Raw genomic sequence first — 24,155 nt, forward strand, 5'->3', positions numbered from 1 at the left:
TTCATTTATGCTAAAACAAAATTTGCTGGTGGGAGCGCTTGTGCTGCTGGGATTTACCGCCACAGCACAATCGATCTCCCCTACACCCGACCAGATCAAAGCCTACACCGCCGCGTGGAAAGGCGAGCGGATGCCCGACGGCCGCCCGAAAGTCTCCGACGCGATCCTAGCCCGGCTGAAAGACATTTCCATGGAAGAAGCCTGGGGTGTGCTGCGGAACAAAGGATACCATAACCAATTCGAGGGCGACTGGCAGCTGATCCACACAGACAGTACTATGACCGGCCGCGTGGTAACCGCCCAATATGTGCCCTCCCGCCCCGATTTGCAGGACTTAGTCAAAGAAACTGGTAAAAAAGAAGGTCGCGTGCAGACCGGCGGGACCAACTCCTGGCCAATTGATGTATTGAAAGAAGGCGACGTGTATGTGGCCGACGGTTACGGGAAAGTGGCCGACGGTACATTGATAGGCGACAACCTCGGCAACTCCATTTATGCCAAATCAAAGCGCGGTGTTGTGTTTTACGGCTCAGTCCGCGATGTGGAAGGGTTGAGTGAGATCAAGGGTTTCAATGCGTGGATGAAAGGCCAGGATCCTTCGTATATCCAGCAAATGATGCTCGTCAATATCAATACACCGATCCGGATTGGCCGCGCGATCGTGCTGCCGGGTGATGTGGTACTGGCCAAGAAGTACGGTACCATTTTCATCCCCGCCCATTTGGTTGAAGAACTCGTACTAACGTCGGAAGTGACAGCATTACGTGACGAATTTGGTCACCTGCGCCTGCGCGAAGGCAAATATACGCCGGGAGAAATCGATACGAAATGGTCGGACGCGATTCAAAAAGATTTCCTTAACTGGGTAAATAACTACCCCGGCAAGCTGCCGATGACGAAGAAGGAATTAGATGATTATTTAAAAGAGCGTAACTACTGATCCTTCACGTTCGCCCAACTAACTGTTTTCTTAAACCATTCAGAAACTATGAAAAGCATTTTAAACGAAATCATTGCGGGTAACAAAAAAGTGGAACAGGCTGAGAAGCAGGCGGCCATTGCGGAAATCAACAACCCCGCAACAAAACCAAGCAGGCGCAACTTTTTGCGTAACTCTGCCCTCGGCGGGATTGCGCTGGGTGGATTTATGTCCATGTCGACCGAGGATACCATTGCGCAAACAACCTCGAAAGTGAGCCGCGCCTCGAAGCCTTCGGATTTAAAAATAACCGATCTCAGGTATTGCATTGTTCAGAATGTGGGCCGCACGCCCATTATCCGCATTGATACCAACCAGGGAATATACGGTCTCGGAGAAGTGCGCGACGGCGCCGACGAGCGTTATGCATTGAGTTTGAAAGCACATTTGCTTGGCCACAATCCCTGTAACGTTGAACAGCTTTTTAGATCGATCAAGCAGTTTGGCTTCCACGGAAGACAGGCCGGTGGCGTTTGCGCTGTTGAAATGGCACTTTGGGACCTCTGCGGAAAAGCTTACGGCGTTCCCTGCTGGCAGTTGCTGGGCGGCAGGTATCGTGATAAAGTAAGGCTGTACGCAGATACCCCCGAGTCGAACGATCTGAATGAGTTTAAAGAGAAGATCAAATTCCGTACGCAGGACCAGGGCTACACCTGGCTGAAAATGGACGTTTCGATCGGTATGCTGCGCAACAGTGAAAATGCGGTCGTCAACAATAAATTCTGGGGCGGCGGCTTCTCGCAGTGGGCGGGCGATTACCATTCCTACGCGAATACCAAACACCCTTTCACCGCCATTCAGATCACTCAAAAAGGACTGGATGAAATGGCGAGGGTTGTGGAAGATGTGCGTAGTGTGATCGGTTACGAAATCCCATTATCCACTGACCATTACGGGCATTTTGATATCAATAACGGCATTCGGCTCGGAAAGGCGCTGGATAAATACCGCCTCGCGTGGCTGGAAGATATGGTACCCTGGGAATATACCGATCAGTGGAAAACCATTTCCGACGCGCTGGAAACGCCCACGCTGACCGGCGAGGATATTTATCTCCGGGAAGGTTTTAAAGCCCTGATCGAAAAACGGGCGGTTGATATTGTGCACCCGGACCTGGCTTCGTCGGGCGGTTTGCTGGAAACCAAACGTATCGGCGACTACGCGGAAGAGCACGGTATCGCGATGGCGATGCACTTTGCGGGAACGCCGGTAAGTTTTATGGCCAATGTGCATTGCGCGGCGGCAACCCAGAATTTTCTTGCACTGGAACACCATTCTGTGGATGTTCCGTGGTGGGAAAGTCTGGTGAAAACGACCGACGGACGCAAGCTGATCGACAAAGGTTATGCGCCCGTGCCGCTGGAAGCGCCGGGATTGGGGATCGAACTCGTTGACGAAGAGGTCAAAAAGCATTTGAATCCGAAAGACAAAAGCTTCTTCGCCCCCACTCCCGACTGGAACGACAAACGCTCGCACGACCGGCTTTGGAGCTGATCAACATGGTAGCCGGACATTCAGGTCCGGCTATATCAAATTCCTCATTTCTGACAGCTGTTCGCTGTATTCAACAATACCAACCTGTTTTTTAAAGAAGAATTAGTGTTTACTTTACATAAGCGATGTTAGCTTTTTCGACTTATGATCTCTTATTTAAAGAAAACCTTTCCCAATTCTTTCAATCCGCAGACGATACTTTTCTTCTTTCATAATTTTTTCATCAACGTCGGCACTACACTGGTTTATGTTTCTGCCAATGTCCTGCTGCTTGAAAATCATCCTGAATACTCACTTCCGATTGCATATATAGCGGCTGCGCTGGCGGTGATGGCGGCCGGGAAAATTTATGAATATTTTGAACATCACCTGCTGCTCAAACGACTGAGCCTGGGCACGATGGTTTCGTCCCTGTTCATGGTTTTGGTGGTCATGGTATTGCTCTGGCTGGGCCACGGAATCGCGACTGCTATTGCTGTCATGGTCGGTTACCGGATCATTTATCTGCTGATCAATCTTGAATTCTGGGGACTTTCGGCGCTTGTTTTTGATGTACGCCAAAGTAAGAGGCTGTTCAGCGTTATCGGTTCGGGGGATATGCCTGCAAAGGCGCTGGGTGCCGTACTGGCCGTGCTGATCCACTCCCCTTCTGTGCTCATGATCCTGCTTGTTATTTCGCTGATTTTCTTTGCATTAGCTTTCTATACACAGTTACTTACATTCAGATTTACTGATATTCCGAATCCGCATCATGCACGTCCGCGGCAGGTTTCCGAGTCCGATTCCAGGATCATTCAGAAATACTTTGGCGGCAACAAATTGCTGACTTCGCTCTGTTTGGGAATGGTAGCGATCGCGGCGGCTGCGACGTGGATCGAGTACCATTTTTTTGTGAATGTCAAATACAAATTTCACAGCCAGCACGATGTGATCGTGTTCGTGGGCACATTGCTGGCGGCTACTTACGGTATTTCGACGGTCGTTAAATTGCTGTTTTCGGGTAAAACCGTCGAGCGTTTTGGCGTGAAGCTGACGCTATATCTGTTGCCTCTCACTACTATTTTCATCTCACTCGGACTGCTGATTTCTTCCTATTTCCGCAAGGATGAGCCTTCGTTACTTTTCTACTATTGCGCGGCTTACTTACTATTCGAGCTCGTCAGACGAACCATTTTTGACCCGGTTTTCCTCGTGCTTTTCCAGCCGCTTTCTACCAAAACCCGCTTGAAAGGGCATACTTTGGCGAAAGGATTATTTGAGCCAATGGGAATGCTGATCGCCGGTCTGCTGCTTTGGATCGTGTATTCTCAGCACCTGAGCAATATCAGCCTGACCTTCGACCTTTCGCTTTTGTTCGCGATCGTTGCCCTTTCCATATTCCGGAAAGCCTACGGACACTACATTCAGGAGTTGAAATCGGCGATTGGGAAGCGATTTATCAGAAGTGGCGAGATGCCTTCACCCGCCGAAGCTTTGCCAATTATTACCGAAAATCTCAAAAGCGAGCGTAAGGAAGAAGTATTGAATGCGATTGAGTGGCTGGCTAAAAACAAGGTTTCACTGTTTCGCAAGAATGTGGATCTGCTGCTTCAAAATCCTGCGATACAAGTTCGGTTGAAAACTTTGCAGACGCTGGCCACACTTGAAAAGCCGGAGTTATCTGCCTCTTTTATTCATTACATCGAAGCCGAACCGGACACGGCCTGCCAGACGTTGGCTGTTCGCATTGCCTGCTCTACCTCCCGAATTTCCGACGAGCAACTCGCCGGATTCCTCGCTCACCCGGATCTTGATATCGTCAAAGGCTGCATCATCGGCTGCTGGGAAGCTGGAAAAGCATTGCCGCTCGTACATGGGACACTGCGTAAAATGTTCCTTTCGGGATCGGACACTCAGCAGATCGCGGCGCTCGAATGTGTGAGAATAATCGGTATTCATTCCCACGAAGAGCATATTAAGAACTGCACAAAAAACGGTAGTCCGCAAGTACGTAATCTGGCCTTGGAAGTTGCAGCAGGCTCGGGATCTGCGCAATTATTACGCGAATTGAAACCGATGCTGAGCGGCTCACTGTCGCGCCCAACCGTTATCGCCCTGATCAAATCGGGCGATTCCGGGATAAGAATTGTGGAAGAATGGTTGCGTAATGACGAGTCAGGCGAGCATATCAGTATACTCATTAAAGTGGCTGAACGCACCAAACACGAATTTATACTTCAAATACTTTTTGACCTAATTAAAAATATATACCTTAATAAAAGTTCAAATAGTCAAATAAGTACAGATACGCGTTATAAGATCGATACTTTTATAAAGCTAGACGCATTAAAGGTCCTGACAAACTATTTGTTGGTCGCTGATTATAAAGAAGTTGTAGCCACTTTCGTTGAGCAGGAACTGGTACATGCGTCACTTCTTCTATCTGGCATCGATGATACCAATGCTGACAAATCCTGGAATGAGTCGCTGGAATATGAACTGGAACTGACCGGTCAGCGGCTTTTTTACCTCTTCATGATGCAATATGATAAGGATTCGGTGCAGAATGCGTGGCGCGGGATCCGGCATGCGAGTAAGGAAAAAAGGGCTAATTCGCTCGAAATGATCGAGAGCTTACTGCCACGCACACTGTACCCGGCTTTGCACGCGATATTTGAAAATATACCTGTGCAGAGAAAACGTGACGCACTGCGGCAATACGTCGGAAATCAGGAAGCTGTCGTTTCGATCATCCCCTATATATTAACCCACGCTGATCACACTTTTACAAGCTGGACAGTCGCATTGGCGATCCGGCAGTTTGATCCGCAACAACACGATCCGGTGAGTTTGCAGCTTCTTGCCAACCACCCGTCCCGCCTGATCAGGGATGCAGTCCGTGAAAAATATGCGCAGCTGACACTTGATCCGAACCTGAAATTCAGCACTAACATTCCTATGAAACATACAGAAAGCACGCAGACTATCTCCGAAATGGAGCGCGTGATCGTACTAAAAAGCACGCAGCTATTTTCTCAAACTCCCGAAAATGTGCTGAGCTCGATCGCACCGATTATGAAAGAGGTAACGTACAGCGAAGGCCAGCAAATCTTCGCAAAAGGCGATCTGGGCGATTCCATGTATATTATTTACACCGGTACGGTCGGGATTTACGATGGTAAAAAGCAACTCGCATTGTTCGATAAAGGAGAGATATTCGGGGAGCTGGCATTGCTGGATACCGAGCCAAGATCGGCAACTACAATCGCGGAAACCGACGTGTTGATCTTCCGCATTGATCAGGAAGATTTCTTTGAATTAATGGAAGAACGCGACGAGATACTGCGAAATGTTCTGCGGATTTTGTGCCAACGGATCCGGGTTCAGAATGAGAAAATGCGGTTGCAGGGTTAATTTGTAACCTTTAAGCCTGCAATTTCTTTTTTATCAAATTGAGGTGAACAGCTTTTTGCTGATCTCGTCTTTCCCGTTGAGAACTGGTCCAATAGCAATGTGATTCGAAAAACCGGACCTGGGTTTGATTCCAGTCCGTGACGCTGCTCACCATTTCGCGCGCTTTCAGTTCTTCGAAAAGACTGGCGGAAACAGGCTCAAAATCCGCCCGACCGAGATAGTCAAGGTCCGCGTCACATAGTATGTATTCCAGCTGATTTTGAGGGATTTGCGGAACTTTCGTAGCAAGAATCAGACCGCAGATCCTATCTATCTCCGCATTTGAATAGTCAAAGTTCGGAAGCACTTTCCGAGCGATCACGCAACTTTTCTCTTCGTGACCTTTATACACATTCATAAAACCGCTATCATGGTAGAGCGCGGCGGTTTCGAGTATTTGTAAACTTTCCTGATCGGCAACCCCTTCCAGCTCTGCGATTTCCAATGCAGCATTCACCACGTCGAGCGTATGGTGCAAACCGTGGTAGTAAAGCTCCGGCGCCAACCGGTCCCGCATTTGTTCAATGATAAATTCTCTGGCTTTTTCAACATCCATATTATTCCAGAACTTCGTAGATCATAACCGGATTTTCCTTGTTTTTGAGATTCATTTCGCCAACCGGATTACATTGAAATGCCTCTTTAATCAGCTGATAGGCCGCTTCCGCAACCACTACCTGCCCGGGCTTGGCAATAGATTGCAGCCGCTGCGCCACGTTCACCACATCGCCGATCACCGTGTAATCCAGCCTTTTTAATGCAGCCGAGCCAATATTGCCTGAAACCATTTCGCCCGAATTGATACCGATGGAAACTTTCGGCAGGTACCCGGACTGATCCGATAATTCTTCCTTGAAACCATTAATATGATTACGCACCGCGAGTGACGATTCAACCGCTCTGTCCAGGTGATAATCGCCCCGAAAAACGGCCATTACAGCGTCTCCCATGAATTTATCGACCAGCCCACCCTGCGCGATGATCTCTTTTACCATCACATCGAAGTACTTATTGATCAACTTCACCACCCTGTCGGGCGGCTCTTTTTCAGAGATCGAAGTGAAGCCGCACATATCCATAAATACGACCGTACCGTTGATAGTCTCGCTCGTCATCAGCGACTTTTCAAAGGTATCCTGGGTCATAAATTGCAGCACAGAAGAATCGACGTACATGCGCAGAATGTCATTTTCACGTACTGCTTTCAGCGTTTCTTTCAACTGGGCCACATAATGGAGCGTTTTCTCCATCGTCACTTCCAGGTCTTTGAAATCGATAGGTTTGGTCAGGAAATCGAATGCGCCGCGGTTCATCGCCGTGCGGATATTATCCATATCCCCGTAAGCCGACACGATCACCGATTTGAGGATCGGACTGATCTCTCCAAGTCGGATTAGGAGCGTCAAACCGTCCATTTCGGGCATATTGATATCGCTGAGTACCATATCAATATCCGGATTTACGGCGAGCACTTCGAGGGCCCTGAATCCATTTTCAGCAAACAAAAACTCATATTCCTGTTCCCGGATCTGCCTCCTGAACTTTTGCTTGATCAGCAGCTGTAAATCCGCCTCATCGTCCACTACCAGTATTTTGGCTTTCATAAAATGCTGAGCAATTTCTCTTTTAATTCAACAAAATTGACGGGTTTCGTCAGGAAATCGTCCGCGCCGAGTTGCATCGCCTGATCGTGGTTTGCGCTATCTCCGTAGGCTGTGATCATCATCACCTGGGGCGGGGCCGCAGGATGGTCAGTCCGTATTTTTCTGAGCAACTCAATCCCACTCATGCCGGGCATATTGATATCCGAAAGGATCATGACCACTTCGGAAGGATGCGCTTGCAGATAGGAAAGCGCTTCTTCGCCCGAAAAAGAGAACGAAAACTGGAATTGACCGCTGCGTATTTCCTTCCTGAATTTCTGTTCAAAAAGTGACTTCACGTCTTCTTCGTCGTCTACAACCAGGATTTTCATAGTATTCAGTTTTAAACTGCAAGTGCAAATTATGCCTCCTGCGTTTCGTTAATAGGGATCGTGATGCGAAATTCCGTCCTTTCACCCGGAACAGATTCTACATCGAGCACGCCGCCGTGGCCATTTGTGATAATATCGTAGCTCATGGACAGCCCAAGTCCGGTTCCCTGCCCCGTGGGTTTGGTTGTAAAAAAAGGCTGGAATATCTTGGCTTTGACGTGCTCGGGCATTCCCGTACCATTGTCGGTTACACGGATATACAGTTTGTTGGCAAATTTTTTGGTACTGATCTTCACTTCCGGCCGGTATTCACCTAGATTTCCTTCCTCGATCAACTTCCTTTTCTTATCCGCCACTGCGTAAAATGCATTGGTGAAAAGATTAAGGAAAACCCGGCCCAGATCCTGTGGCAGCACATTTATCTTTCCTATCGTGGGGTCAAAATCAGAAACCAGCGCCGCATTGAATTCCTTGTCCTTCGCCCGTAGCCCGTGGTAAGCCAGGCGCATATATTCGTCAGCCAGCGAGTTGATCTCCACCGGCTCCTTCTGCCCCGAAGATGCCCTTGAATGCTGTAACATCCCTTTTACGATCGAATCTGCGCGCTTTCCGTGGTGCGTGATCTTCTGCTGGTTCTGGCTCAGATCGGCAATTATCTCTTTAATATATTCCTTGTCCGAGTCGCCCAGCGCAGACTTATCAATTTCCTCTTCCAACTCCTGACAAAGCTCCACCGATACCTCCGAAAAATTATTGACAAAATTGAGCGGGTTCTGTATTTCGTGCGCAATTCCAGCTGTCAGCTCTCCCAGTGATGCCATTTTTTCGCTCTGTATCAGCTGGTTCTGGGTTGATTTGAGTTCTTCGATCGTCTTTTGAAGCTCCTCCTTTTGTAAAGTCAGCTCATAAGTGCGCTCACTCACCAGGTATTCGAGCGACTCTTTCTGCGCCTTGCTCGCCTGCTCCTCCCGCAGCCTGTCTTCACGTTCCTTTTGGAGTACCTTCATTTGCTTCCTGGCATAAAACCAGATAAAAAAACACAGCACGAAGGCGAATGCGACGGCTATATCGAAACCGCTGTCATATTTTTTATAGAAATCAGGAGATAATGCGCGGGTAGCATCCCGGATCATGCATAGCCCTATAAATGGCAATATGGTCTGCGCAGTTGCGCGCAATGTTTTGAAAAAATCGTCGGTGAATATGACGACTATGATCAATACCAGGAACGCGTTCCAGATCCAGTTGAACCAGTGCGGTGTTTCGGTAGCGTAGAAAACTGCCACCAAAGCGATGCTGGTGTACCTGCCGATCACCAGTCGCTTGTCCCATTCAGGATGTTGCGTGGCGGTTTGTAAAGAAGTCCGGATGTATTGGATCAGGAAAAAGGAAACGAGGAAATAATCCATGCAAGGCAGGGTGACTGTTTATTCTTTCGGAATAAAATGATTGTGCAGCAAAGTAAATATTTTCCGTTAAATAACCCATTCAGCTGCAATTACCCTAAATCCCTAAAGGGACTTCTGCGATATACATGCAAGATGCAAAATCCCCTCCCAGGGGTTTGGGGTGGGGTCACGCTTTGGCGTAGACTTCGTTCTTTATCAGTTTCATATTGTTCAGCTGAGGGATCGCCAATACCTTACTTCTTGGCACAACTCCGCGGGTGATCCAGTTTTGCACTCTGCTTACTTTGAGATGATGAATTCGGGAATATTCGGAAATGGTGATCCATTCGTGAAGATCGTATTCTGCTCCTTCAACAACTATTTTCACGTTTTGCAGTTGCTGTAATTCATTTAGAGCCTCTTTGATTTCTGCGATTTTTTGCCTGGCGCTGTCCTTAATATCTTGCCAGAATGGTGTCAACTCACTCTTCTCAGAATCTGTTAAGGCATGATACCAAGCAGCAAATTCAGATCTGATGACCGGAACTTCTTCTTTCCCGGCACTTTTCAGCGCAGCCACATATTGGTCTACCTTAGTTTTGAAATTTTCTCTCATAATATCCTATTCAAAATCACTCAATGACCGTAACATTTCTCTCAGTCTGATCGCTTCTTTTATCAAGTCATTAAACTCTTCATCAGGCAAATCTTCCAGCGGGATCAATAAATCGATTTCTAGCTCGGCTAATCTGATAGTGATGATTTCAATTAATTCCTCTTGCCTGGACTTTTTTGCCATATATAGTGTGTAATTATTCTCAAACATAAAGACTGTAAAGTTTATATACAATAATTACTGTATACAAACTTTACATTGTCGTGCCACATGCACAATGCGTACTTTCGTACAAATGTGTCCGAATACGAACGAAAATCAGCAGCTCACTACATTTAATCAGCTAATAAACAAGATTTTACAAAACTGGCATATATTTTATACCTAGAACTATGTAATGCATTGTACTATCTGTTAGCCATAAAATTTCAATCCTACCGATTCAAACGTCTGCCCTATGTTCCAAAATTATTTCAAAATCGCCTGGCGCAACCTGCTCCGCAACCGCGCGTTTTCTGCTATTAATATCGTAGGACTGGCGATCGGGCTCTCCTCCTGTATGCTGATCAGCCTGTACGTGATCGACGAACTTAGCTACGACCGTTTTAATGAAAAGGCAGACCAGATCGTTCGCGTTGTTTTCAAAGGCTCGATGATGGGTGGAAAATTCAATGAGGCGCACGTCATGCCGCCGACCGCAGCTGCATTAAAGGCCGATTACCCCGAGGTACTGGAATCGACACGCCTCCGCCAGGGCGGCTCACCGGTTATTTCCATGCACGATAAACTGTACACTGACAACAGGTTAGCATACGTTGACAACAATTTCTTCCAGGTTTTCACGCTGCCCTTTTTATCCGGAAACAGCAAAGCTGCCCTCTCAGACCCGAATGCTATCGTAATCAGCGAATCGCTGGCGAGGAAGTTTTTCGGAAATGCGGATGCGGTTGGCAAGTTGCTGACATTCAAGGGATCGAGTGACAAAGCCAGAGTTGCCGGCGTTTTCAAGGATATACCCCGCAATTCACATTTCCGGTTCGATATTTTTGCCTCACTCGTCAACTCGGCAGATGCGAAATCAACTTCGTGGATGCAATCCGAGTTCTACACTTACCTGGTTTTGCCAAAAGATTATGATTACAAAAAGCTGGAAGCCAAACTGCCGGCGACAGTGGAAAAATACATGGGGCTGCAGGTTCAGGTTGCGTTTGGAATGAGTTTCAACGAGTTCCGTAAAAAAGGAAACCTGATCGGACTGTACTTGCAGCCGCTTACCGATATTCATTTGAAGTCAGATTTTCAGTACGATCTGGGCGATAACGGGGATGTCCGCTACGTGTATATATTCGGGGCGGTTGCGACGATCATGCTGCTGATCGCCTGCATCAATTTCATGAACCTTTCGACAGCCAGCTCTTCCAAGCGAGCCAAGGAAATCGGCGTCCGTAAGGTAATGGGTTCGGCAAAACGCGAACTGGTTTTGCAATTCCTTACCGAGTCGGTTCTGATCACATTCCTGGCGATGACGATCGCGATCTTAATAGGAGTTGCAACACTTCCATTGTTTAATACACTGGCAGATAAAGAACTGGCAATCAATATGGAAACCATTCCTGCAGTTGTTGCTTACTTCATTTTGTTCGGTTTATTTGTCGGCTTTTTTGCGGGAAGTTACCCGGCGTTTTTTCTTTCCTCCTTCAAACCAATATCTGTTTTAAAAGGCAATATCGCCGGCAGCCTTTCAACCGGGTCAAAAGGGTTTAGTATGCGTAGCGGGCTCGTTGTATTCCAATTTGGTATCTCTATTGTGCTGATCATCGGTACATTGGTGGTTTACAATCAATTGAGGTTTATCCAAAACAAAAAGCTCGGCTACGATAAGGAACAGGTGCTGGTACTGCCCGAGACCTGGGCATTGGGCAAAAATCAGGAGGCTTTCAAAAATGAGCTGCTCTCCGACAGCCGCATTGCAAAGGTAAGCTTGTCGGGTTACCTGCCGGCCGGCCCTTCTTACAACAACAACTTCTCCATTTACCCCGAATCGCGGTCAACCGAGCTGGTTAAATCGCTGCGTTATGATATTGACTATGATTATATACCGACGCTGGGTATGAAGCTGGTGGAAGGGCGGAATTTTTCGAGAGAATTTGGGACGGATTCTTCGGCTATCATTATCAACCAAACCGCCGCCCGAACCATGGGCTGGAAAGGCAATGCGGTAAATCACACCATCCATAATACGCTCAACGGAGGGAAAAATCTGACTTATGTGGTGATCGGGGTTGTTGAAGATTTCCACTTTCGATCATTCCACGAGCCGATTGCGCCGCTGGTAATGATATTGGGCAAAGGCTCCGGCACAATGATCGCCAAGGTGAAGACCGACGATATCCCCAGCCTGGTTTCCAGTCTTGAAAAAAAGTGGAATGCATTCAAGCCCGATCTTCCTTTTACCTATTCTTTTCTCGACGACCGTTTTAACGAAACTTACAAAGCGGAGCAGAAAACGGGCAAGATCCTGGGAATATTTGCTGGTCTGACCATTTTCGTGGCTTGTCTGGGACTTTTCGGCCTGGCTACTTTTACGGCCGAGCAACGGACGAAGGAGATCGGCGTCCGCAAAGTATTGGGCGCCTCGGTACCAGGCATTGTGGTATTGTTGTCGCGTGACTTTATGAAGCTGATCTGCATTGCAATGCTAATCGCCGCACCGGTCGCTTGGTGGGTTATGAACAAATGGTTGCAGGGTTTTGCTTATAAAATTGAGATTACCTGGTGGATGTTTGGCCTGGCTGGCATTTTATCCCTGGCAGTGGCATTACTTACCGTTTCTTTCCAGTCTGTGAAGGCGGCGCTGATGAACCCCGTGAAATCACTGCGCGCCGAGTAACCGGCGCCGATCTGAAAGTTGTATTTGGGTGTGGAATAATTATTTAAAGGCATTTTTTCATCACTAAACCAACAACTGAAATGGCACAAAATGCGGAGATAATCGAAGTGCTCAACGATCTCATCGTGATCAATAATGACCGACTTGCGGGATATGAAAAAGCTTATGACGAAACCAACGAAATAGAGAATGACCTGCGGGCGCTTTTCAATACACTGGGAGACCAGAGCCGCGTGCACGTGATCGAGCTGAGCGACGAGGTAGTAAGCCTGGGAGGCGAGCCGGAGACGGGAACGATGACCTCGGGCAAATTATATCGGGTTTGGATGGATATCCGGGCTGTATTCGCTATCGATAACCGACGTGCGGTACTTGAAAATGCCGAAGGAATTGAGGATGCCGCACGAAAAGCTTACGAGGAGGCGCTCAAATCCATGGAATTCCCTGCTGACATCAACCAAATGCTTTTAAGGCAGCAAAATGCGATCACCTCCACGCACGAAACCATCATGAAAGAAAGGGATCGCCAGCGGGACATTCCGAAATATCCTTTAACTACGTAGAAAAGCCGGTTTATCCGGCTTTTTTTTAGGCTTTAAGTTGATTGATAATCTTGCCTGGTTCCCAAAATCTGCGGACTTTACTCGTATCGATTTTTCTTCTTGCAATAGCCAGGTCGTATTGTTCCTGAACGGTAAGCCAGAATTCAGCACTGGTATTGGCAAATGCAGTGGAGAGTCGGAGCGCCATTTCAGGAGTAACGCTTTGCTTTCCGTTGATAATGGCCGACAATGTTTTGCGGGTCACGCCAAGTCCGTCTGCAACTTCCCCGATGGTCAGTTTCTGATTAGTCTCCTCCCTAAGTCCTTCAATTGTTTCCCGTATCAGTTCGCCCGGGTGAGCAGGGTCAAATAGTGCCATGATTTCTAATTAATGATAGTCTACATAATCTACGTCAAAGACGTTTTCACCATCAAATCGAAAGATAATCCGGTAGTTTCCTGTAACTCGTACGGAATAAAACTTTCGCAGGTTGCCGCTCAGCTGATGAAAATGATAGCCCGGCTGATTCATTTCAACAGGACTTTTGGCGCTGTCTAAACGCGTCAAAATGAGCCTGATCCTGGCAATTTGCTGATTTGGCAGTTTGGATCTGTCTCCTTTTTGTGCGTATAGTTCCAGCCCTTTATGTTTGAAAGTAACAATCATAAACGCTGTATAACATGTAACGTTCCAAGTTACAGTAAACATTTCAAAAATAAACTTTTAATTTCCTGTAACCTTTCCCGATTCCCTCAGTTATCACGTCAGAATCACCACAAATAGAACCGACTGCTTGAATACGCTCACCGATAATTCACTGATGTTACGGGTAAAGGCCGGCGATCTGGATAAGATGGGCTTGCTGTTTGAGCGGTACAACCGGCCTCTGTTCGCGTTTTTTTATCACATGACACATAAAGCCGACGCGAGCGAAGACCTGGTTCAGAATGTGTTTTACCGAATGCTGAAATACAAGCATACGTTTACAGGAGAAGGTGAATTCAGGTCGTGGATGTATTATTTGGCAAGAAACGTGCTGAATGATTCGGTTAAGCAGAAGAAAGGGCTGAATCACGCTGATATCAACGATTATGCCGACAGTCTGGGTGGCGGGATATTGGCCGATGAAGGGTTTGAAAAACAGCAGGACAAGGATATGCTGCACCAGGCTATGGGCGGCCTTTCTGCTGAGCACCGCGAAGTACTCATTTTGAGCAGGTTCCAGGAATTGAAATACGATGAAATAGCCAAAGTGCTGAATATCAATGAAGGTACAGTGAAAGTGCGGGTTCACAGGGCTTTGGGAGAATTAAAAAAACGGTTTTTCACTAATGAAAGCAGATAAAAAAATGCATTGCGAGCAATCTAAGGAGCGATTGACGGACTGGCTTCATAACCGGCTCAGCAAACCGGAACAGATGGAAATCAACAGCCACCTGGCCGAATGCGTGAGCTGCCAGGAAGAGTTTGCGGCTGACAAGCAGCTTTGGAATAGTTTGGGGAAAATCAATGTTCCCGAGCCGCGCGAGTCGATGCGGGCCAACTTTTACACGATGCTGGATGAATTTAAAGAAGCAGAAAAAAGCGAAGTTGGTTTTTCATGGCAAGATTTGGTAGATAGGATACGGAACTGGGCATTACCGCAATGGACTGTACAACTGGCATTTAGCTTACTATTGGTGGGGCTCGGCTGGGCGATCGGGTATAAAACCACGCAGAAGAAAAATCAGTCTGCGGCTTATCAGCAGCAAATAGAAACACTCGCGGCGCAGGTGCAGGATATGAAAAGCACGATGATGTTGTCGCTGATCGAAAATCCTTCTGCTACCGAGCGGCTGCGGGCGGTTGGCTATACGAGCGATATTGCGCAAGCCGACGAACGCGTAATCGATGCGCTTTTTGCCACACTTAATAACGACGACAATGTGAACGTACGGCTGGTAACGCTGGAAGCACTGACCCAATATGCCGACAATCCACTGGTGAGGAGCGGGCTGGTGAAGTCGCTTTCAAAGCAGGATTCGCCGATGGTACAGGCCGCGCTGGCTGATGTGATGGTGAAATTGCAGGAAAAACGCTCTATCAAGGCTTTGAAAACCCTTTTGAAAAAAGAAGGACTCGATAATCTGGTCAAGAATAAAATCGAGCAGTCGATCAGGGATTTATCTTAAATAACCATAATCAATCTGTTAGCCATGAAAATTTTTGCAATCCCTCTGCTGGCGGGAGCGGTACTTTCCTGTACCCAATCCCCGGCCCAAAAGCTGGAATTCAGCGACCACGTGAAGAAAGAGTTCACACTTTCGCAGAACGCAGCCACAAGTACGCTGGCCATTTACAATATCAACGGTTTTATCAAAGTAGAAGGTTACGATGGAGATAAGGTGATCCTGGAAATCGATAAAAAGATTACTGCGAAATCCAAAGAAGTGCTGGAAGAAGGTAAGAACCAGTTCAAACTCGAATTTGACCAAAAGGCAGACAGTATCATCGCTTACATTGCCGATCCTTTCGATTCCCGGCCAAACAGAGGCCGCAAGAACTGGAATGGTCCGAAGATCGAGTACCATTTCGAGCTGAATTTTACCGTAAAAGTCCCCTATTCGCTCAACCTGCATGTTTCAACTGTCAACGGCGGCGATGTGACTATCGACAATGTGACGGGCGCGCTGGGTGTAAACAATGTGAACGGGGCGATTAAAGTTGCGAATGCAAAGGGCGCGGCGAGGGTGAGTACGGTAAATGGAGATGTGGAAGCCAACTTCGTGACTTTGCCTCCCGGCGAATCGGATTTCAAAACTTTAAACGGGGATATTAAGATTACCTATCCCGCTGCACTCTCGGCAGATTGCCAGTTTAAAAGTTTTAACGGTAAGTTCTATACAGATTTTCCGGATGCCGAACCGCTGCCTGCCCGCGTGGTGAAGAACCAGGAAACAAGCAATAGCAAGACGGTTTACAAACTGAATACGGAGACGTATATCCGCATTGGTAAGGGCGGCCCGACTCACAAGTTTGAAACATTTAACGGCAACATTTATCTTAAAGAGCAATCATAAATAAAATGAAAACGAAGCAAATTTTAGCCCTCGCACTATCGATTTCCCTGTCACTTGGAAGCACTGCACTACTGGCGCAAACCGATCCAAAAGAGACGATCACAGTCCCTCTCTCCGACCCTTCCAAAGCCGGCTCGCTGAAAGTAAATTTGCTGAACGGATCGATCCGGATCAGTGGCTATGCGGGGAAAGATGTGGTGATCGAAGCGACTTTCAAAGGCTCGGATAATTCAGATAAACCGAAGGACGAACAAGCCTCCGGAATGCGGCGGATCGTGGCGAGCAACGGTATCCAACTGACCGCGACGGAGGAAAATAATGCGATCACCGTGAGCACCAAATTCGTCAACAAAACAATGAACCTGCACATCAAAGTACCGCAGAAATTTGGCCTGAAAGCAACGACGGTCAACGACGGAAATATCATCGTCGAGAACGTTTCGGGCGAGCTTGAAATCGCGAATGTAAACGGGGATATTACGCTCACCAACGTGGCGGGATCAGCCGTTGCCAATACCATAAACGGTGCCCTCAAAGCTACCTTCAAGACGATAGATTCAAACTCGCCGATGGCATTTTCCACCCTCAATGGAAACGTTGATGTGACCCTGCCGGCCACGGCCAAATTTGATGTGAAGATCAAATCTGACCGCGGGGAAATTTACAGCGACTTTGATATCAGCATAGACAAAAGCCAGCCCCAGGCGACGCGCTCCAAGCAAGACGGAATGTTTCAGGTGTCGGTGGAAGACTGGGTGAAGGGCAAGGTAAATGGCGGTGGCAGTGAGATCATGATTAAGAATATGAATGGCAATATTTACGTCAGAAAAGCCAAATAACATCGGCTGAGATTTTGCCAGAAGAACGGGCCTTTCGCTGAGCCCAACGCTATTCAATCGTAGCGCCCAACTCGAAGAGCATTTTCGACAGCTCTTCGAGTTTTTTTGTTTTAACAGAAGCCAGAATCTGCTCTGAGGTCGCCTCCGCGGAAGCAATAGCTTCGGTCAAAATCTTCTTCCCCGCATTGGCCAGCTTCACATAACTCACCCGCGCGTCGCGGCTATTCGCCTCTCTTTTTACCATACCAAGCTTTTCCAAAGGCGACAAAAGCCGGGTAATTCCAGAGGCAGTGAGCCCCACTTTTTCGGCCAGATCGGTGCGTCTCAGCTTCTCGTCGGGCGCTTCTCCGAGGTGGTACAGGATCATAAATTCGTTCAGACTAATACCCAGCGAACTCAGTTTTGAGTCGAACTTCTTGATAGTCAGCGTCTGCGCGGTAGTGAGGTTTAGAAAGAACTTCAATGATTGAGATATAGCTGCCATATATTTGAAGTGTACTTGATAAAAGGTTGATATATACTTGATAACTCAAATATATATCAAATAAATAGAATCGTTATCTTCTTATTAAACAATTATTTACGATTTGGAGAAATAAAAAGAATGTTTCACGTGGCACTTCTAGCCTGAATGTGCACGCAGCAGCTGGCGGTAGCTGTTTAGGACGCTGGATTTGGAAATAAACCCTAAAAATTCGCCGTTTGCCTTCACTACCGGAAGGTTCCAGGCACCGGTTTCGTCAAACTTTTTGACCACACTCACCACACTGTCGAAGTCACTGATCACAGCTGCCGGTACCTTCATCAGGCTCTCGACTTCCAGCATATCGGCGGCTTCGGGATTGAAGAAAAGCGGACGGATATCGTCAAGGGAAATGATGCCGGCCAGCCGCTTGCCCGAGTCGATCACGGAGATCATATTGCGATGCCCTGTCCGAACTACTTCCGCTAGTTCCTCCGGGGAAGCGTCGCGCCGGATCACCTGCACATCCTTGTCGATGAGGTCGAGGATTTGGAGCAGCGACAGCAGGTTCCGGTCGTGTTCGCGCGTAAATATCTTTCCCTGGTCGGCCAGTTTTTCGAGATCGGGCGAGACGGACGAGAACCATTTTGCCATAGAAAAAGAGATCACAGACACGACCATGAGCGGGATGAAAAGGTCGTAGCCGGAGGTTGATTCTGCGATCAGGAATATGGCTGTCAGCGGCGCGTACAATACCCCGCTCATCACACCTGCCATTCCTACTATCACGAGGTTATTGGTGGGCACTTCGGTCATGCCGAGCTGTACACAGAGTAGCGCAAACACATACCCCAGCGAGCCGCCGGCGAAGAGCGAGGGCGCAAAGTTTCCCCCGTTTCCGCCGCTGAAAATCGTGATGGAAGCAGAGAATGCTTTGAGCAGACAGATCACCGCGACGAACACCAGAATCACCCACTCGCGGTACCCGATAAACCGGAAAAGACTATTCTGCATTACCTCGTGCATTTGCCCGTTCGTGATCGCTTTGATGGTGTCGTAACCCTCGCCAAAGAGCGGCGGATAGAGCACACAAAGCACCGAGAGAATTGCCCCGCCGAGCATCGCTTTTTTGATGCGTGACATTTTAAGATTCTGGAAAAAATGGTCCATTGCTTTTGCGATCAACACGTAATACCGTGCGTACAATCCACACAGAATGCCGAGTGCCAGGTAGTATGGAATGTTGTGGTAATCGAATGCATTTCGGGTCTTGAACTGGAACAAAACTTCTTCCTCTAAAAGTATCTTTGAGACCAAACTTCCGCACACTGCCGCTAGGACGAGCGGGATAAAATCTGAGAAAACGACGCCGGTCAGCAGTATCTCAAAAGCGAACATCATACCCGCAATCGGTGCATTGAATGCGGACGCAATTCCGGCCGTCGCACCTGCGGCGAGCAGCAATGTGCGCTCCCGGTAATCGAGCTTGTAGGTACGCGCAAAGTTGGAACCAATGGCGGCGCCGGTTACCGCGATCGGACTCTCTAACCCGGCCGATCCGCCGAGCCCTACTGTGATCGCACTTTGCACGATCTGGGAATACATTTTTACAGAAGAAACAATACTGGAATTCTGCGCGATCTCATAAAGTATCGCCGCAATGCCTTTTCTGTCCTGCCCCTTAAATACGAAGATGACGACGAGTGTGGTGATTACAATACCAAGGAAAGGGAAGAGCAGATAGAAGAGAATCTGGCGCTCAAAATGGACCTTGTAGGTGATAATATAGTGAATGTAATGGACCAGCTCTTTCAATAATACCCCGGCCAACCCGCAGGTTATCCCCACAAGCATACCCGAGAGGATCAGGAACTGCGTACGGTTCATGACACTTTTCAGCCAGAACAACAGGATCTCGTAACTCCTCGCTTTTTTCAGGCTGTACCTGGTGAAGTCTCTTCGGTATCTTAAAAAGTTATAGAATTTCTTAATATTGATCTTATTCACCAGCTCAATGTTTTGGGGTCAGTGCGCACGTCTAGTAGCGTCGGATTCAGGATTGGGAAAAGTAACAGCTCGTCCTAAGTGGCTGCAAAACATGTTCCCGGGCGAGGCGAAATAGGGTGATTCAAGACAAATATCAAGAAGAAATGAAATATCTGTTTAAGAAAGAAAATTTAACGACGTTCAATTAACTGAATATCAGTAATATTTCAGATTGTAACAAAACAAAAAAGCCCACCACTTCCAGGGCAGGCTTTTCTGTGTTTAAAAGATTTGGACTCAATTAGCTCTTGCAAGCTGCACTTCCAGTCTGATATCGACGTTCTTTTCGTTGTTGTTATACCTGGAACCGTAGCCACCGTTACCAATTCCAACGCCCATTCCTCCACCCATTCCGATACCGCCGCCGAGACCGATGCCGATCCGGGGACTGAATCCTGATTGTGAAGATTGACCGTCAACCTTAATGCTTACACCCAGCATGGAAGTTTCCCGCGCATTCACTGCCATTAAAGCGAAAGGAATCACAATTTGCTCGGTCAACTCTCCGTCACGGTCCATGGTAATGGTAGATTTGATACTGCCGTCAGGAGCGACAAGATTGATAAAATGCTGCCCGCTTTTATCTTTCCATACTGCTTCTTTGTTATAAGAATCCAGAAGCAAACCCAGTCCCAGGCTATTTGGAAGATCGGTATCGATCCTTTTCAGCGCCTTCCTGTCCTCCTTCATTACCACCGGAAACAACAGCGAATAGGCTTCTTTTTTCTGTCCTTCCGGGCTGAATGCGATCTTCAATCCGCTGCTCAGGATGTTCTGGATCGTAGACGGGTCTTTTGTCTTTAATGTGATATAAACAAACTGATCGTCATTGATAATCCCGTAACGCAGCCTCGAACGCTGGTCCTGCTGGTCAGGCTTTACCCCATCCACGTATGAAAAAGGTGCATTCCACTTGGATTCATAAGTCATTGTTTTGGATGAACTGCATCCGAAAAGGGCCACTAACAGCAGGATAATTGCACTGTTTTTTATATTTCTCATTTTGTTGGTTGAAACGATTTTGAATATACCTGATAAACGAATTCCTGCAAATAATCATTACGATTACAGGAAACAAATCGTTGCAAAAAGGTTGTCAGACCAGTTGTGGTAACAGCATGCTTATTTTCTGGTGCAGTTTTTCAGGTTCAAATGGCTTGGAAAGTGTATCGTTCATTCCTGCTTCGTAGGCTTGCTGTATTTCCTCCGGCAATACTGTGGCTGAGAGCGATAATATCGGGGTAGTGATCTTCAATTCATTTCTGGCTAGACGAGCTGCCTGGAAACCGTCCATTTCCGGCATTCTTGTATCCATAATAATGAGGTCAAAAATCTGCTTTCGCAGCGTCTCGACTGCTTCCCGGCCATTTACTACCACAGTCGTTTCAAGCATCCAGGCTTTCAGGTATTTCTTTAAAAGCAGTGCATTAATAGGATTATCTTCTGCTACGAGCACTTTTCTGCCGGTAAATGGAGGTAGATTTTGAAACGATATCTGCGTTTTTACCTCCTTATTTTTCGGCTTGGCATCGTTGAGGATCATCGTGAAAAAAAACTGGCTGCCGCTGCCCGTGCGGCTATTGACTTCGAGCTCGCTACCCATTAAACGCGCGAGTTTCTGCGAGATAGTCAGGCCTAAACCGGTACCCCCGTATTGATGCGAGATGTTTTCGGAAGCCTGCCCGTATTCAGAAAAGATGTTTGCGAGTTGCTCACCGGACATGCCAATGCCGGTATCTTCCACCATAAACCTGATCTTATGACCGGAGCTAACCGTCGCCAGATAGTCGATTTTCAGCCTTACCTCGCCTTTTTCGGTAAATTTCAATGCGTTCCCGACAAGGTTCAGCAGGATCTGGTTGAGTCGCATTCCATCGACAAGTACACATTCGGGCACAGCGCTGTCAATCTGGAATGTGAGACTCAGCTTCTTCTCGTCCGCCTTGAATTTCATCAGATCAACTATTGCTTTGGCGCTATCGCGCAGGTCGGTTGACGTTGGGATGACCGAAAACTTGCCTTCGTCGATTTTAGAAATGTCAAGAATATCGTTTAATATATTCAGCAACGAACCGGAGGATTGTTGCAACATATCAATCAATTCCTTCTGCCCGACGGTCATCTCGGTAGCGGCAAGCAGATTTCCCAAGCCAATAATACCGTTTAGCGGTGTGCGTATTTCGTGGCTCATATTAGCCAGAAACGCTTCTTTGCCCTTTCTTGCCTTGTCAGCTTGCTGCTGAGCGTTTATCAGGGCACGTTCGTGCGCCTTTCGCTTTTCAATATCATGCAGGTTAACAAACAGAAGTCTGTTTTTGAACATAATGCGCAATTCGAGCCAAACCGGTTGACGCAGCAGTCCATAAAACTGATCCTCGATTACCATGGTTTGCCCGCCAATGTAAGTCTTCTTCACCAGCACATCCCGCAGGGAAGAATTGAGCGGGTCGACGAGCAGATCCAGGATGGATACGCCCACCAGGCCAGTTGGCGAAATGCCGAGAATGGTTTCAACAGACGGATTAATCGAGAAGATCTTGCCACTGTCCGCCTCCACAGTTGCGATGATATCAGGGGAATTAGTTACGATCGTCGCGTAATTTTCGAGTAGTTTGTTCTTGTCCCTGATCTCCTTCTGGCTCCGCGCCAGCCTGATCAGCGAGTCGACTTTTGCATTGGTAATAAACGGATCGAGCGGCTTGTAGAGGTAATCAATTGCGCCGGTTTTCAATCCGCGCACAGCATAAGTAGTCTCTTTTGAAATAGCAGTGACAAATACGATCAGAATTTCTTTCGTCTTCGGGTTGGAAAGCAGGGTTTCGGCAAATTCAAATCCGTCCATTCCCGGCATTTGTACGTCCACCAGTGCTACCGCAATATCATTTTCCCAAACAATCCGTAAAGCTTCGTTCGGCGAGGTAGTCGCGAAAACCTCAATATCGGTCCTGTTCAAGATCGCTTTGAGTGAGATCAGATTTTCCTCCCGGTCGTCAAGCAGTAGTAATTTGGTATTTTCCATGGCTACACTCCGTTTGAATATATAATATCGTTGATTGTTCTTGTAAAATTCGCCCTGCTGATAAGACGGTGGCCATGATACAGCTTGATCGCTTCTTCGGGCATCCGCGAGGATTCGGCTTCGGCGGGATCCAGTACGTAGGTCGCAAAACCTTTTTCAGCCAAAACCCGCATTCCGAATGCACCGTCGGGACTGGAACCGGAGAAAAGGAAAGCAGCCTTCACCGGAATACCTGAGACTGCCGCGGACACGAACGCAGCGTCAATGGAGGGTCTGGAAAAAAAATCTTTATCAGATAGATCGTAATAGAAGCGGCGATCGGGCCCTATCAGCAAATGGCAATCGGGCAATGCAAAGTAAACGTGCGCCGATCTGATCTCTTCAAGATGGTCCGGTTCGATCATTACCACTCCCGTTTTACGCCTGAACAAATCAGGAAGCAAGGCTGTACTGGACTTGCCGCGATGCAATATGAATATGAGCGCACAGTCGGGCGGACTTGTCAATAGCTTCAAAACCTCCTCAAAAATCACCATACTCCCGGTGGAACCTCCGAGAAGCACCAGACTGAGCGGCTGTGATTTTGAAGATGTCCTCATTTAATTTTCTGGTAAATATTAAGCACGGTATCTACCACCCTGAAATTCTGTTCAATACCTGAATAGCGCAGCGTTTCCCTTTTTCCCAGACAAAGAAACCCCAGCATACTCAGACTTTCGTACAATAACCTGAATACGCGCTGCCTCAATTCGAGTGTAAAATAGATCATTACATTCCGGCAACTGATAAATTGGAATTCATTAAATACCCCGTCACCAGTCAGGTCGTGTAGTGAAAAGACTATGTTTTTGCGTATTTCCCGGGAGATAACCGCCTTATTGTAGGAAACGTGGTAGTAGTCAGAGAGCGAATTTTGTCCGTGGGCAAGCAGGTAGTTTTCCGAGAACGTCCGGACATTGCTGAGTGTAAAAACACCCTCACGCGCCGCTGTAAGCACTTTGTTATTCAGGTCCGTGGCGTAGATTAGAGACCTGTCGAGATACCCGCATTCTTTGAGCAAAATGGCCAGCGAAAAGGCTTCCTCTCCCGAAGCGCAGCCGGCTACCCAGAAACGCAGCCCCGGATAAGATTCGAGGTAGGTAAAAACTTCACTTTTAACCCCAATAAAGAAATCGGGATCGCGGAACATTTCAGAGTAATTGACCGTCATTTCCTGCATCAGATCAAATACTATATCGCTTTCGGGCTCCAAATGCGAGATCAACTGCGGCAATGTCAGTTTATTCTTTGTCAGATAGCGGCTTGCGCGCCGCAGCAGCGACGGTCTGGCATAACCCGAGAAATCAAATCCGGAAGCATTTCTGATTTGCATGATCAATACTTCCAGATCCGGATATTCAAGTAAATTCATA

The 24,155-nt window shown here is 47.5% G+C and carries 23 protein-coding genes; 9 read left to right on the top strand and 14 right to left on the bottom strand.

Annotated features, from left to right (window positions below; all coding sequences use genetic code 11):
- Nucleotides 1–7 precede the first annotated feature (7 nt).
- The 3 genes from KOD92_RS09285 to KOD92_RS09295 all read left to right on the top strand — a co-directional run bounded on the left by KOD92_RS09285 (nucleotide 8) and on the right by KOD92_RS09295 (nucleotide 5,866).
- On the top strand, nucleotides 8–940 hold the full coding sequence (locus KOD92_RS09285; RefSeq protein WP_215233259.1) for an RraA family protein: 933 nt from the start codon (nucleotides 8–10) through the stop codon (nucleotides 938–940).
- A gap of 48 nt (nucleotides 941–988) precedes the next feature.
- On the top strand, nucleotides 989–2,473 hold the full coding sequence (locus KOD92_RS09290; RefSeq protein WP_215233260.1) for a mandelate racemase/muconate lactonizing enzyme family protein: 1,485 nt from the start codon (nucleotides 989–991) through the stop codon (nucleotides 2,471–2,473).
- Between the two features lie 144 nt (nucleotides 2,474–2,617).
- Nucleotides 2,618–5,866, top strand: coding sequence for a cyclic nucleotide-binding domain-containing protein (locus tag KOD92_RS09295; RefSeq protein WP_215233261.1), 3,249 nt, complete (start codon nucleotides 2,618–2,620; stop codon nucleotides 5,864–5,866).
- A 10-nt stretch (nucleotides 5,867–5,876) separates the two neighbouring features.
- Here the strand turns inward: KOD92_RS09295 and KOD92_RS09300 are convergent, their stop codons facing one another.
- The 6 genes from KOD92_RS09300 to KOD92_RS09325 all read right to left on the bottom strand — a co-directional run bounded on the left by KOD92_RS09300 (nucleotide 5,877) and on the right by KOD92_RS09325 (nucleotide 10,094).
- Complete coding sequence (locus KOD92_RS09300) at nucleotides 5,877–6,461, bottom strand: HD domain-containing protein (protein ID WP_215233262.1); 585 nt, start codon at nucleotides 6,459–6,461, stop codon at nucleotides 5,877–5,879.
- A 1-nt stretch (nucleotide 6,462) separates the two neighbouring features.
- The gene (locus KOD92_RS09305) at nucleotides 6,463–7,509 is read right to left on the bottom strand and encodes an adenylate/guanylate cyclase domain-containing protein (RefSeq protein ID WP_215233263.1); all 1,047 of its coding nucleotides are present in this window, start codon (nucleotides 7,507–7,509) and stop codon (nucleotides 6,463–6,465) included.
- Nucleotides 7,506–7,880, bottom strand: a complete 375-nt coding sequence (locus KOD92_RS09310; protein WP_215233264.1) for a response regulator — start codon at nucleotides 7,878–7,880, stop codon at nucleotides 7,506–7,508. Before KOD92_RS09310 ends, KOD92_RS09305 begins: the two co-directional genes overlap by 4 nt.
- 29 nt (nucleotides 7,881–7,909) lie before the next feature.
- Entirely contained in the window at nucleotides 7,910–9,289 is a 1,380-nt protein-coding gene (locus tag KOD92_RS09315) for a sensor histidine kinase (protein ID WP_215233265.1), read from the bottom strand.
- A 166-nt stretch (nucleotides 9,290–9,455) separates the two neighbouring features.
- The gene (locus KOD92_RS09320; RefSeq protein ID WP_215233266.1) at nucleotides 9,456–9,884 is read right to left on the bottom strand and encodes a hypothetical protein; all 429 of its coding nucleotides are present in this window, start codon (nucleotides 9,882–9,884) and stop codon (nucleotides 9,456–9,458) included.
- A 6-nt stretch (nucleotides 9,885–9,890) separates the two neighbouring features.
- Nucleotides 9,891–10,094, bottom strand: coding sequence for a hypothetical protein (locus tag KOD92_RS09325; RefSeq protein WP_215233267.1), 204 nt, complete (start codon nucleotides 10,092–10,094; stop codon nucleotides 9,891–9,893).
- A gap of 247 nt (nucleotides 10,095–10,341) precedes the next feature.
- On the opposite strand from KOD92_RS09325, the gene KOD92_RS09330 reads away from it, so the two are divergent.
- Complete coding sequence (locus KOD92_RS09330) at nucleotides 10,342–12,774, top strand: ABC transporter permease (protein ID WP_215233268.1); 2,433 nt, start codon at nucleotides 10,342–10,344, stop codon at nucleotides 12,772–12,774.
- Between the two features lie 80 nt (nucleotides 12,775–12,854).
- A complete protein-coding gene (locus KOD92_RS09335; RefSeq protein ID WP_215233269.1) occupies nucleotides 12,855–13,337 on the top strand; it encodes a ferritin-like domain-containing protein in 483 nt (160 codons plus the stop codon).
- Between the two features lie 25 nt (nucleotides 13,338–13,362).
- On the opposite strand, the gene KOD92_RS09340 is transcribed toward KOD92_RS09335, so the two are convergent.
- Together KOD92_RS09340 and KOD92_RS09345 are read right to left on the bottom strand one after the other, a co-directional pair.
- Nucleotides 13,363–13,695 carry a HigA family addiction module antitoxin gene (locus KOD92_RS09340; RefSeq protein ID WP_215233270.1) on the bottom strand — a complete coding sequence of 111 codons (333 nt, stop codon included), beginning with the start codon at nucleotides 13,693–13,695 and terminating at the stop codon, nucleotides 13,363–13,365.
- Between the two features lie 9 nt (nucleotides 13,696–13,704).
- On the bottom strand, nucleotides 13,705–13,983 hold the full coding sequence (locus KOD92_RS09345) for a type II toxin-antitoxin system RelE/ParE family toxin (RefSeq protein WP_215233271.1): 279 nt from the start codon (nucleotides 13,981–13,983) through the stop codon (nucleotides 13,705–13,707).
- A 154-nt stretch (nucleotides 13,984–14,137) separates the two neighbouring features.
- On the opposite strand from KOD92_RS09345, the gene KOD92_RS09350 reads away from it, so the two are divergent.
- The 4 genes from KOD92_RS09350 to KOD92_RS09365 are packed head-to-tail and all read left to right on the top strand — an operon-like array spanning nucleotide 14,138 to nucleotide 17,215.
- Nucleotides 14,138–14,662: an RNA polymerase sigma factor gene (locus KOD92_RS09350; RefSeq protein ID WP_215233514.1), complete on the top strand. Its 525-nt coding sequence runs from the start codon at nucleotides 14,138–14,140 to the stop codon at nucleotides 14,660–14,662.
- Nucleotides 14,649–15,488, top strand: coding sequence for a HEAT repeat domain-containing protein (locus KOD92_RS09355; RefSeq protein ID WP_215233272.1), 840 nt, complete (start codon nucleotides 14,649–14,651; stop codon nucleotides 15,486–15,488). The genes KOD92_RS09350 and KOD92_RS09355 overlap by 14 nt, the downstream gene beginning before the upstream one ends.
- A 24-nt stretch (nucleotides 15,489–15,512) precedes the next feature.
- On the top strand, nucleotides 15,513–16,376 hold the full coding sequence (locus KOD92_RS09360; RefSeq protein WP_215233273.1) for a DUF4097 family beta strand repeat-containing protein: 864 nt from the start codon (nucleotides 15,513–15,515) through the stop codon (nucleotides 16,374–16,376).
- A gap of 5 nt (nucleotides 16,377–16,381) precedes the next feature.
- A complete protein-coding gene (locus KOD92_RS09365) occupies nucleotides 16,382–17,215 on the top strand; it encodes a DUF4097 family beta strand repeat-containing protein (RefSeq protein ID WP_215233274.1) in 834 nt (277 codons plus the stop codon).
- 49 nt (nucleotides 17,216–17,264) lie between these two features.
- Here KOD92_RS09365 and KOD92_RS09370 read toward each other — a convergent pair whose 3' ends face one another.
- The 6 genes from KOD92_RS09370 to KOD92_RS09395 all read right to left on the bottom strand — a co-directional run bounded on the left by KOD92_RS09370 (nucleotide 17,265) and on the right by KOD92_RS09395 (nucleotide 24,154).
- Nucleotides 17,265–17,699, bottom strand: a complete 435-nt coding sequence (locus KOD92_RS09370; protein ID WP_215233275.1) for a MarR family winged helix-turn-helix transcriptional regulator — start codon at nucleotides 17,697–17,699, stop codon at nucleotides 17,265–17,267.
- A gap of 138 nt (nucleotides 17,700–17,837) precedes the next feature.
- Complete coding sequence (locus KOD92_RS09375; RefSeq protein ID WP_215233276.1) at nucleotides 17,838–19,685, bottom strand: chloride channel protein; 1,848 nt, start codon at nucleotides 19,683–19,685, stop codon at nucleotides 17,838–17,840.
- A gap of 276 nt (nucleotides 19,686–19,961) precedes the next feature.
- Entirely contained in the window at nucleotides 19,962–20,726 is a 765-nt protein-coding gene (locus tag KOD92_RS09380) for a hypothetical protein (protein WP_215233277.1), read from the bottom strand.
- A 94-nt stretch (nucleotides 20,727–20,820) separates the two neighbouring features.
- On the bottom strand, nucleotides 20,821–22,743 hold the full coding sequence (locus tag KOD92_RS09385) for a response regulator (protein WP_215233278.1): 1,923 nt from the start codon (nucleotides 22,741–22,743) through the stop codon (nucleotides 20,821–20,823).
- A gap of 2 nt (nucleotides 22,744–22,745) precedes the next feature.
- Nucleotides 22,746–23,342, bottom strand: a complete 597-nt coding sequence (locus KOD92_RS09390; RefSeq protein ID WP_215233279.1) for a chemotaxis protein CheB — start codon at nucleotides 23,340–23,342, stop codon at nucleotides 22,746–22,748.
- Nucleotides 23,339–24,154: a CheR family methyltransferase gene (locus KOD92_RS09395; RefSeq protein WP_215233280.1), complete on the bottom strand. Its 816-nt coding sequence runs from the start codon at nucleotides 24,152–24,154 to the stop codon at nucleotides 23,339–23,341. Before KOD92_RS09395 ends, KOD92_RS09390 begins: the two co-directional genes overlap by 4 nt.
- Nucleotide 24,155: the final 1 nt, after the last annotated feature.

Source organism: Dyadobacter linearis, from assembly GCF_907165045.1.
In the GTDB taxonomy this organism is placed as follows: domain Bacteria; phylum Bacteroidota; class Bacteroidia; order Cytophagales; family Spirosomataceae; genus Dyadobacter; species Dyadobacter linearis.

Bases quoted from the DNA above. Each gene is read 5' to 3' on its own strand.
- KOD92_RS09325 (WP_215233267.1), bottom strand. From the start codon at position 10,094: ATGTTTGAGAATAATTACACACTATATATGGCAAAAAAGTCCAGGCAA.
- KOD92_RS09345 (WP_215233271.1), bottom strand. From the start codon at position 13,983: ATGATTGTTACTTTCAAACATAAAGGGCTGGAACTATACGCACAAAAA.
- KOD92_RS09310 (WP_215233264.1), bottom strand. From the start codon at position 7,880: ATGAAAATCCTGGTTGTAGACGACGAAGAAGACGTGAAGTCACTTTTT.
- KOD92_RS09365 (WP_215233274.1), top strand. From the start codon at position 16,382: ATGAAAACGAAGCAAATTTTAGCCCTCGCACTATCGATTTCCCTGTCA.
- KOD92_RS09300 (WP_215233262.1), bottom strand. From the start codon at position 6,461: ATGGATGTTGAAAAAGCCAGAGAATTTATCATTGAACAAATGCGGGAC.
- KOD92_RS09370 (WP_215233275.1), bottom strand. From the start codon at position 17,699: ATGGCAGCTATATCTCAATCATTGAAGTTCTTTCTAAACCTCACTACC.
- KOD92_RS09395 (WP_215233280.1), bottom strand. From the start codon at position 24,154: ATGAATTTACTTGAATATCCGGATCTGGAAGTATTGATCATGCAAATC.
- KOD92_RS09340 (WP_215233270.1), bottom strand. From the start codon at position 13,695: ATGGCACTATTTGACCCTGCTCACCCGGGCGAACTGATACGGGAAACA.
- KOD92_RS09380 (WP_215233277.1), bottom strand. From the start codon at position 20,726: ATGAGAAATATAAAAAACAGTGCAATTATCCTGCTGTTAGTGGCCCTT.
- KOD92_RS09285 (WP_215233259.1), top strand. From the start codon at position 8: ATGCTAAAACAAAATTTGCTGGTGGGAGCGCTTGTGCTGCTGGGATTT.
- KOD92_RS09350 (WP_215233514.1), top strand. From the start codon at position 14,138: ATGTTACGGGTAAAGGCCGGCGATCTGGATAAGATGGGCTTGCTGTTT.
- KOD92_RS09355 (WP_215233272.1), top strand. From the start codon at position 14,649: ATGAAAGCAGATAAAAAAATGCATTGCGAGCAATCTAAGGAGCGATTG.
- KOD92_RS09360 (WP_215233273.1), top strand. From the start codon at position 15,513: ATGAAAATTTTTGCAATCCCTCTGCTGGCGGGAGCGGTACTTTCCTGT.
- KOD92_RS09390 (WP_215233279.1), bottom strand. From the start codon at position 23,342: ATGAGGACATCTTCAAAATCACAGCCGCTCAGTCTGGTGCTTCTCGGA.
- KOD92_RS09295 (WP_215233261.1), top strand. From the start codon at position 2,618: ATGATCTCTTATTTAAAGAAAACCTTTCCCAATTCTTTCAATCCGCAG.
- KOD92_RS09330 (WP_215233268.1), top strand. From the start codon at position 10,342: ATGTTCCAAAATTATTTCAAAATCGCCTGGCGCAACCTGCTCCGCAAC.
- KOD92_RS09335 (WP_215233269.1), top strand. From the start codon at position 12,855: ATGGCACAAAATGCGGAGATAATCGAAGTGCTCAACGATCTCATCGTG.
- KOD92_RS09385 (WP_215233278.1), bottom strand. From the start codon at position 22,743: ATGGAAAATACCAAATTACTACTGCTTGACGACCGGGAGGAAAATCTG.
- KOD92_RS09305 (WP_215233263.1), bottom strand. From the start codon at position 7,509: ATGAAAGCCAAAATACTGGTAGTGGACGATGAGGCGGATTTACAGCTG.
- KOD92_RS09290 (WP_215233260.1), top strand. From the start codon at position 989: ATGAAAAGCATTTTAAACGAAATCATTGCGGGTAACAAAAAAGTGGAA.
- KOD92_RS09320 (WP_215233266.1), bottom strand. From the start codon at position 9,884: ATGAGAGAAAATTTCAAAACTAAGGTAGACCAATATGTGGCTGCGCTG.
- KOD92_RS09315 (WP_215233265.1), bottom strand. From the start codon at position 9,289: ATGGATTATTTCCTCGTTTCCTTTTTCCTGATCCAATACATCCGGACT.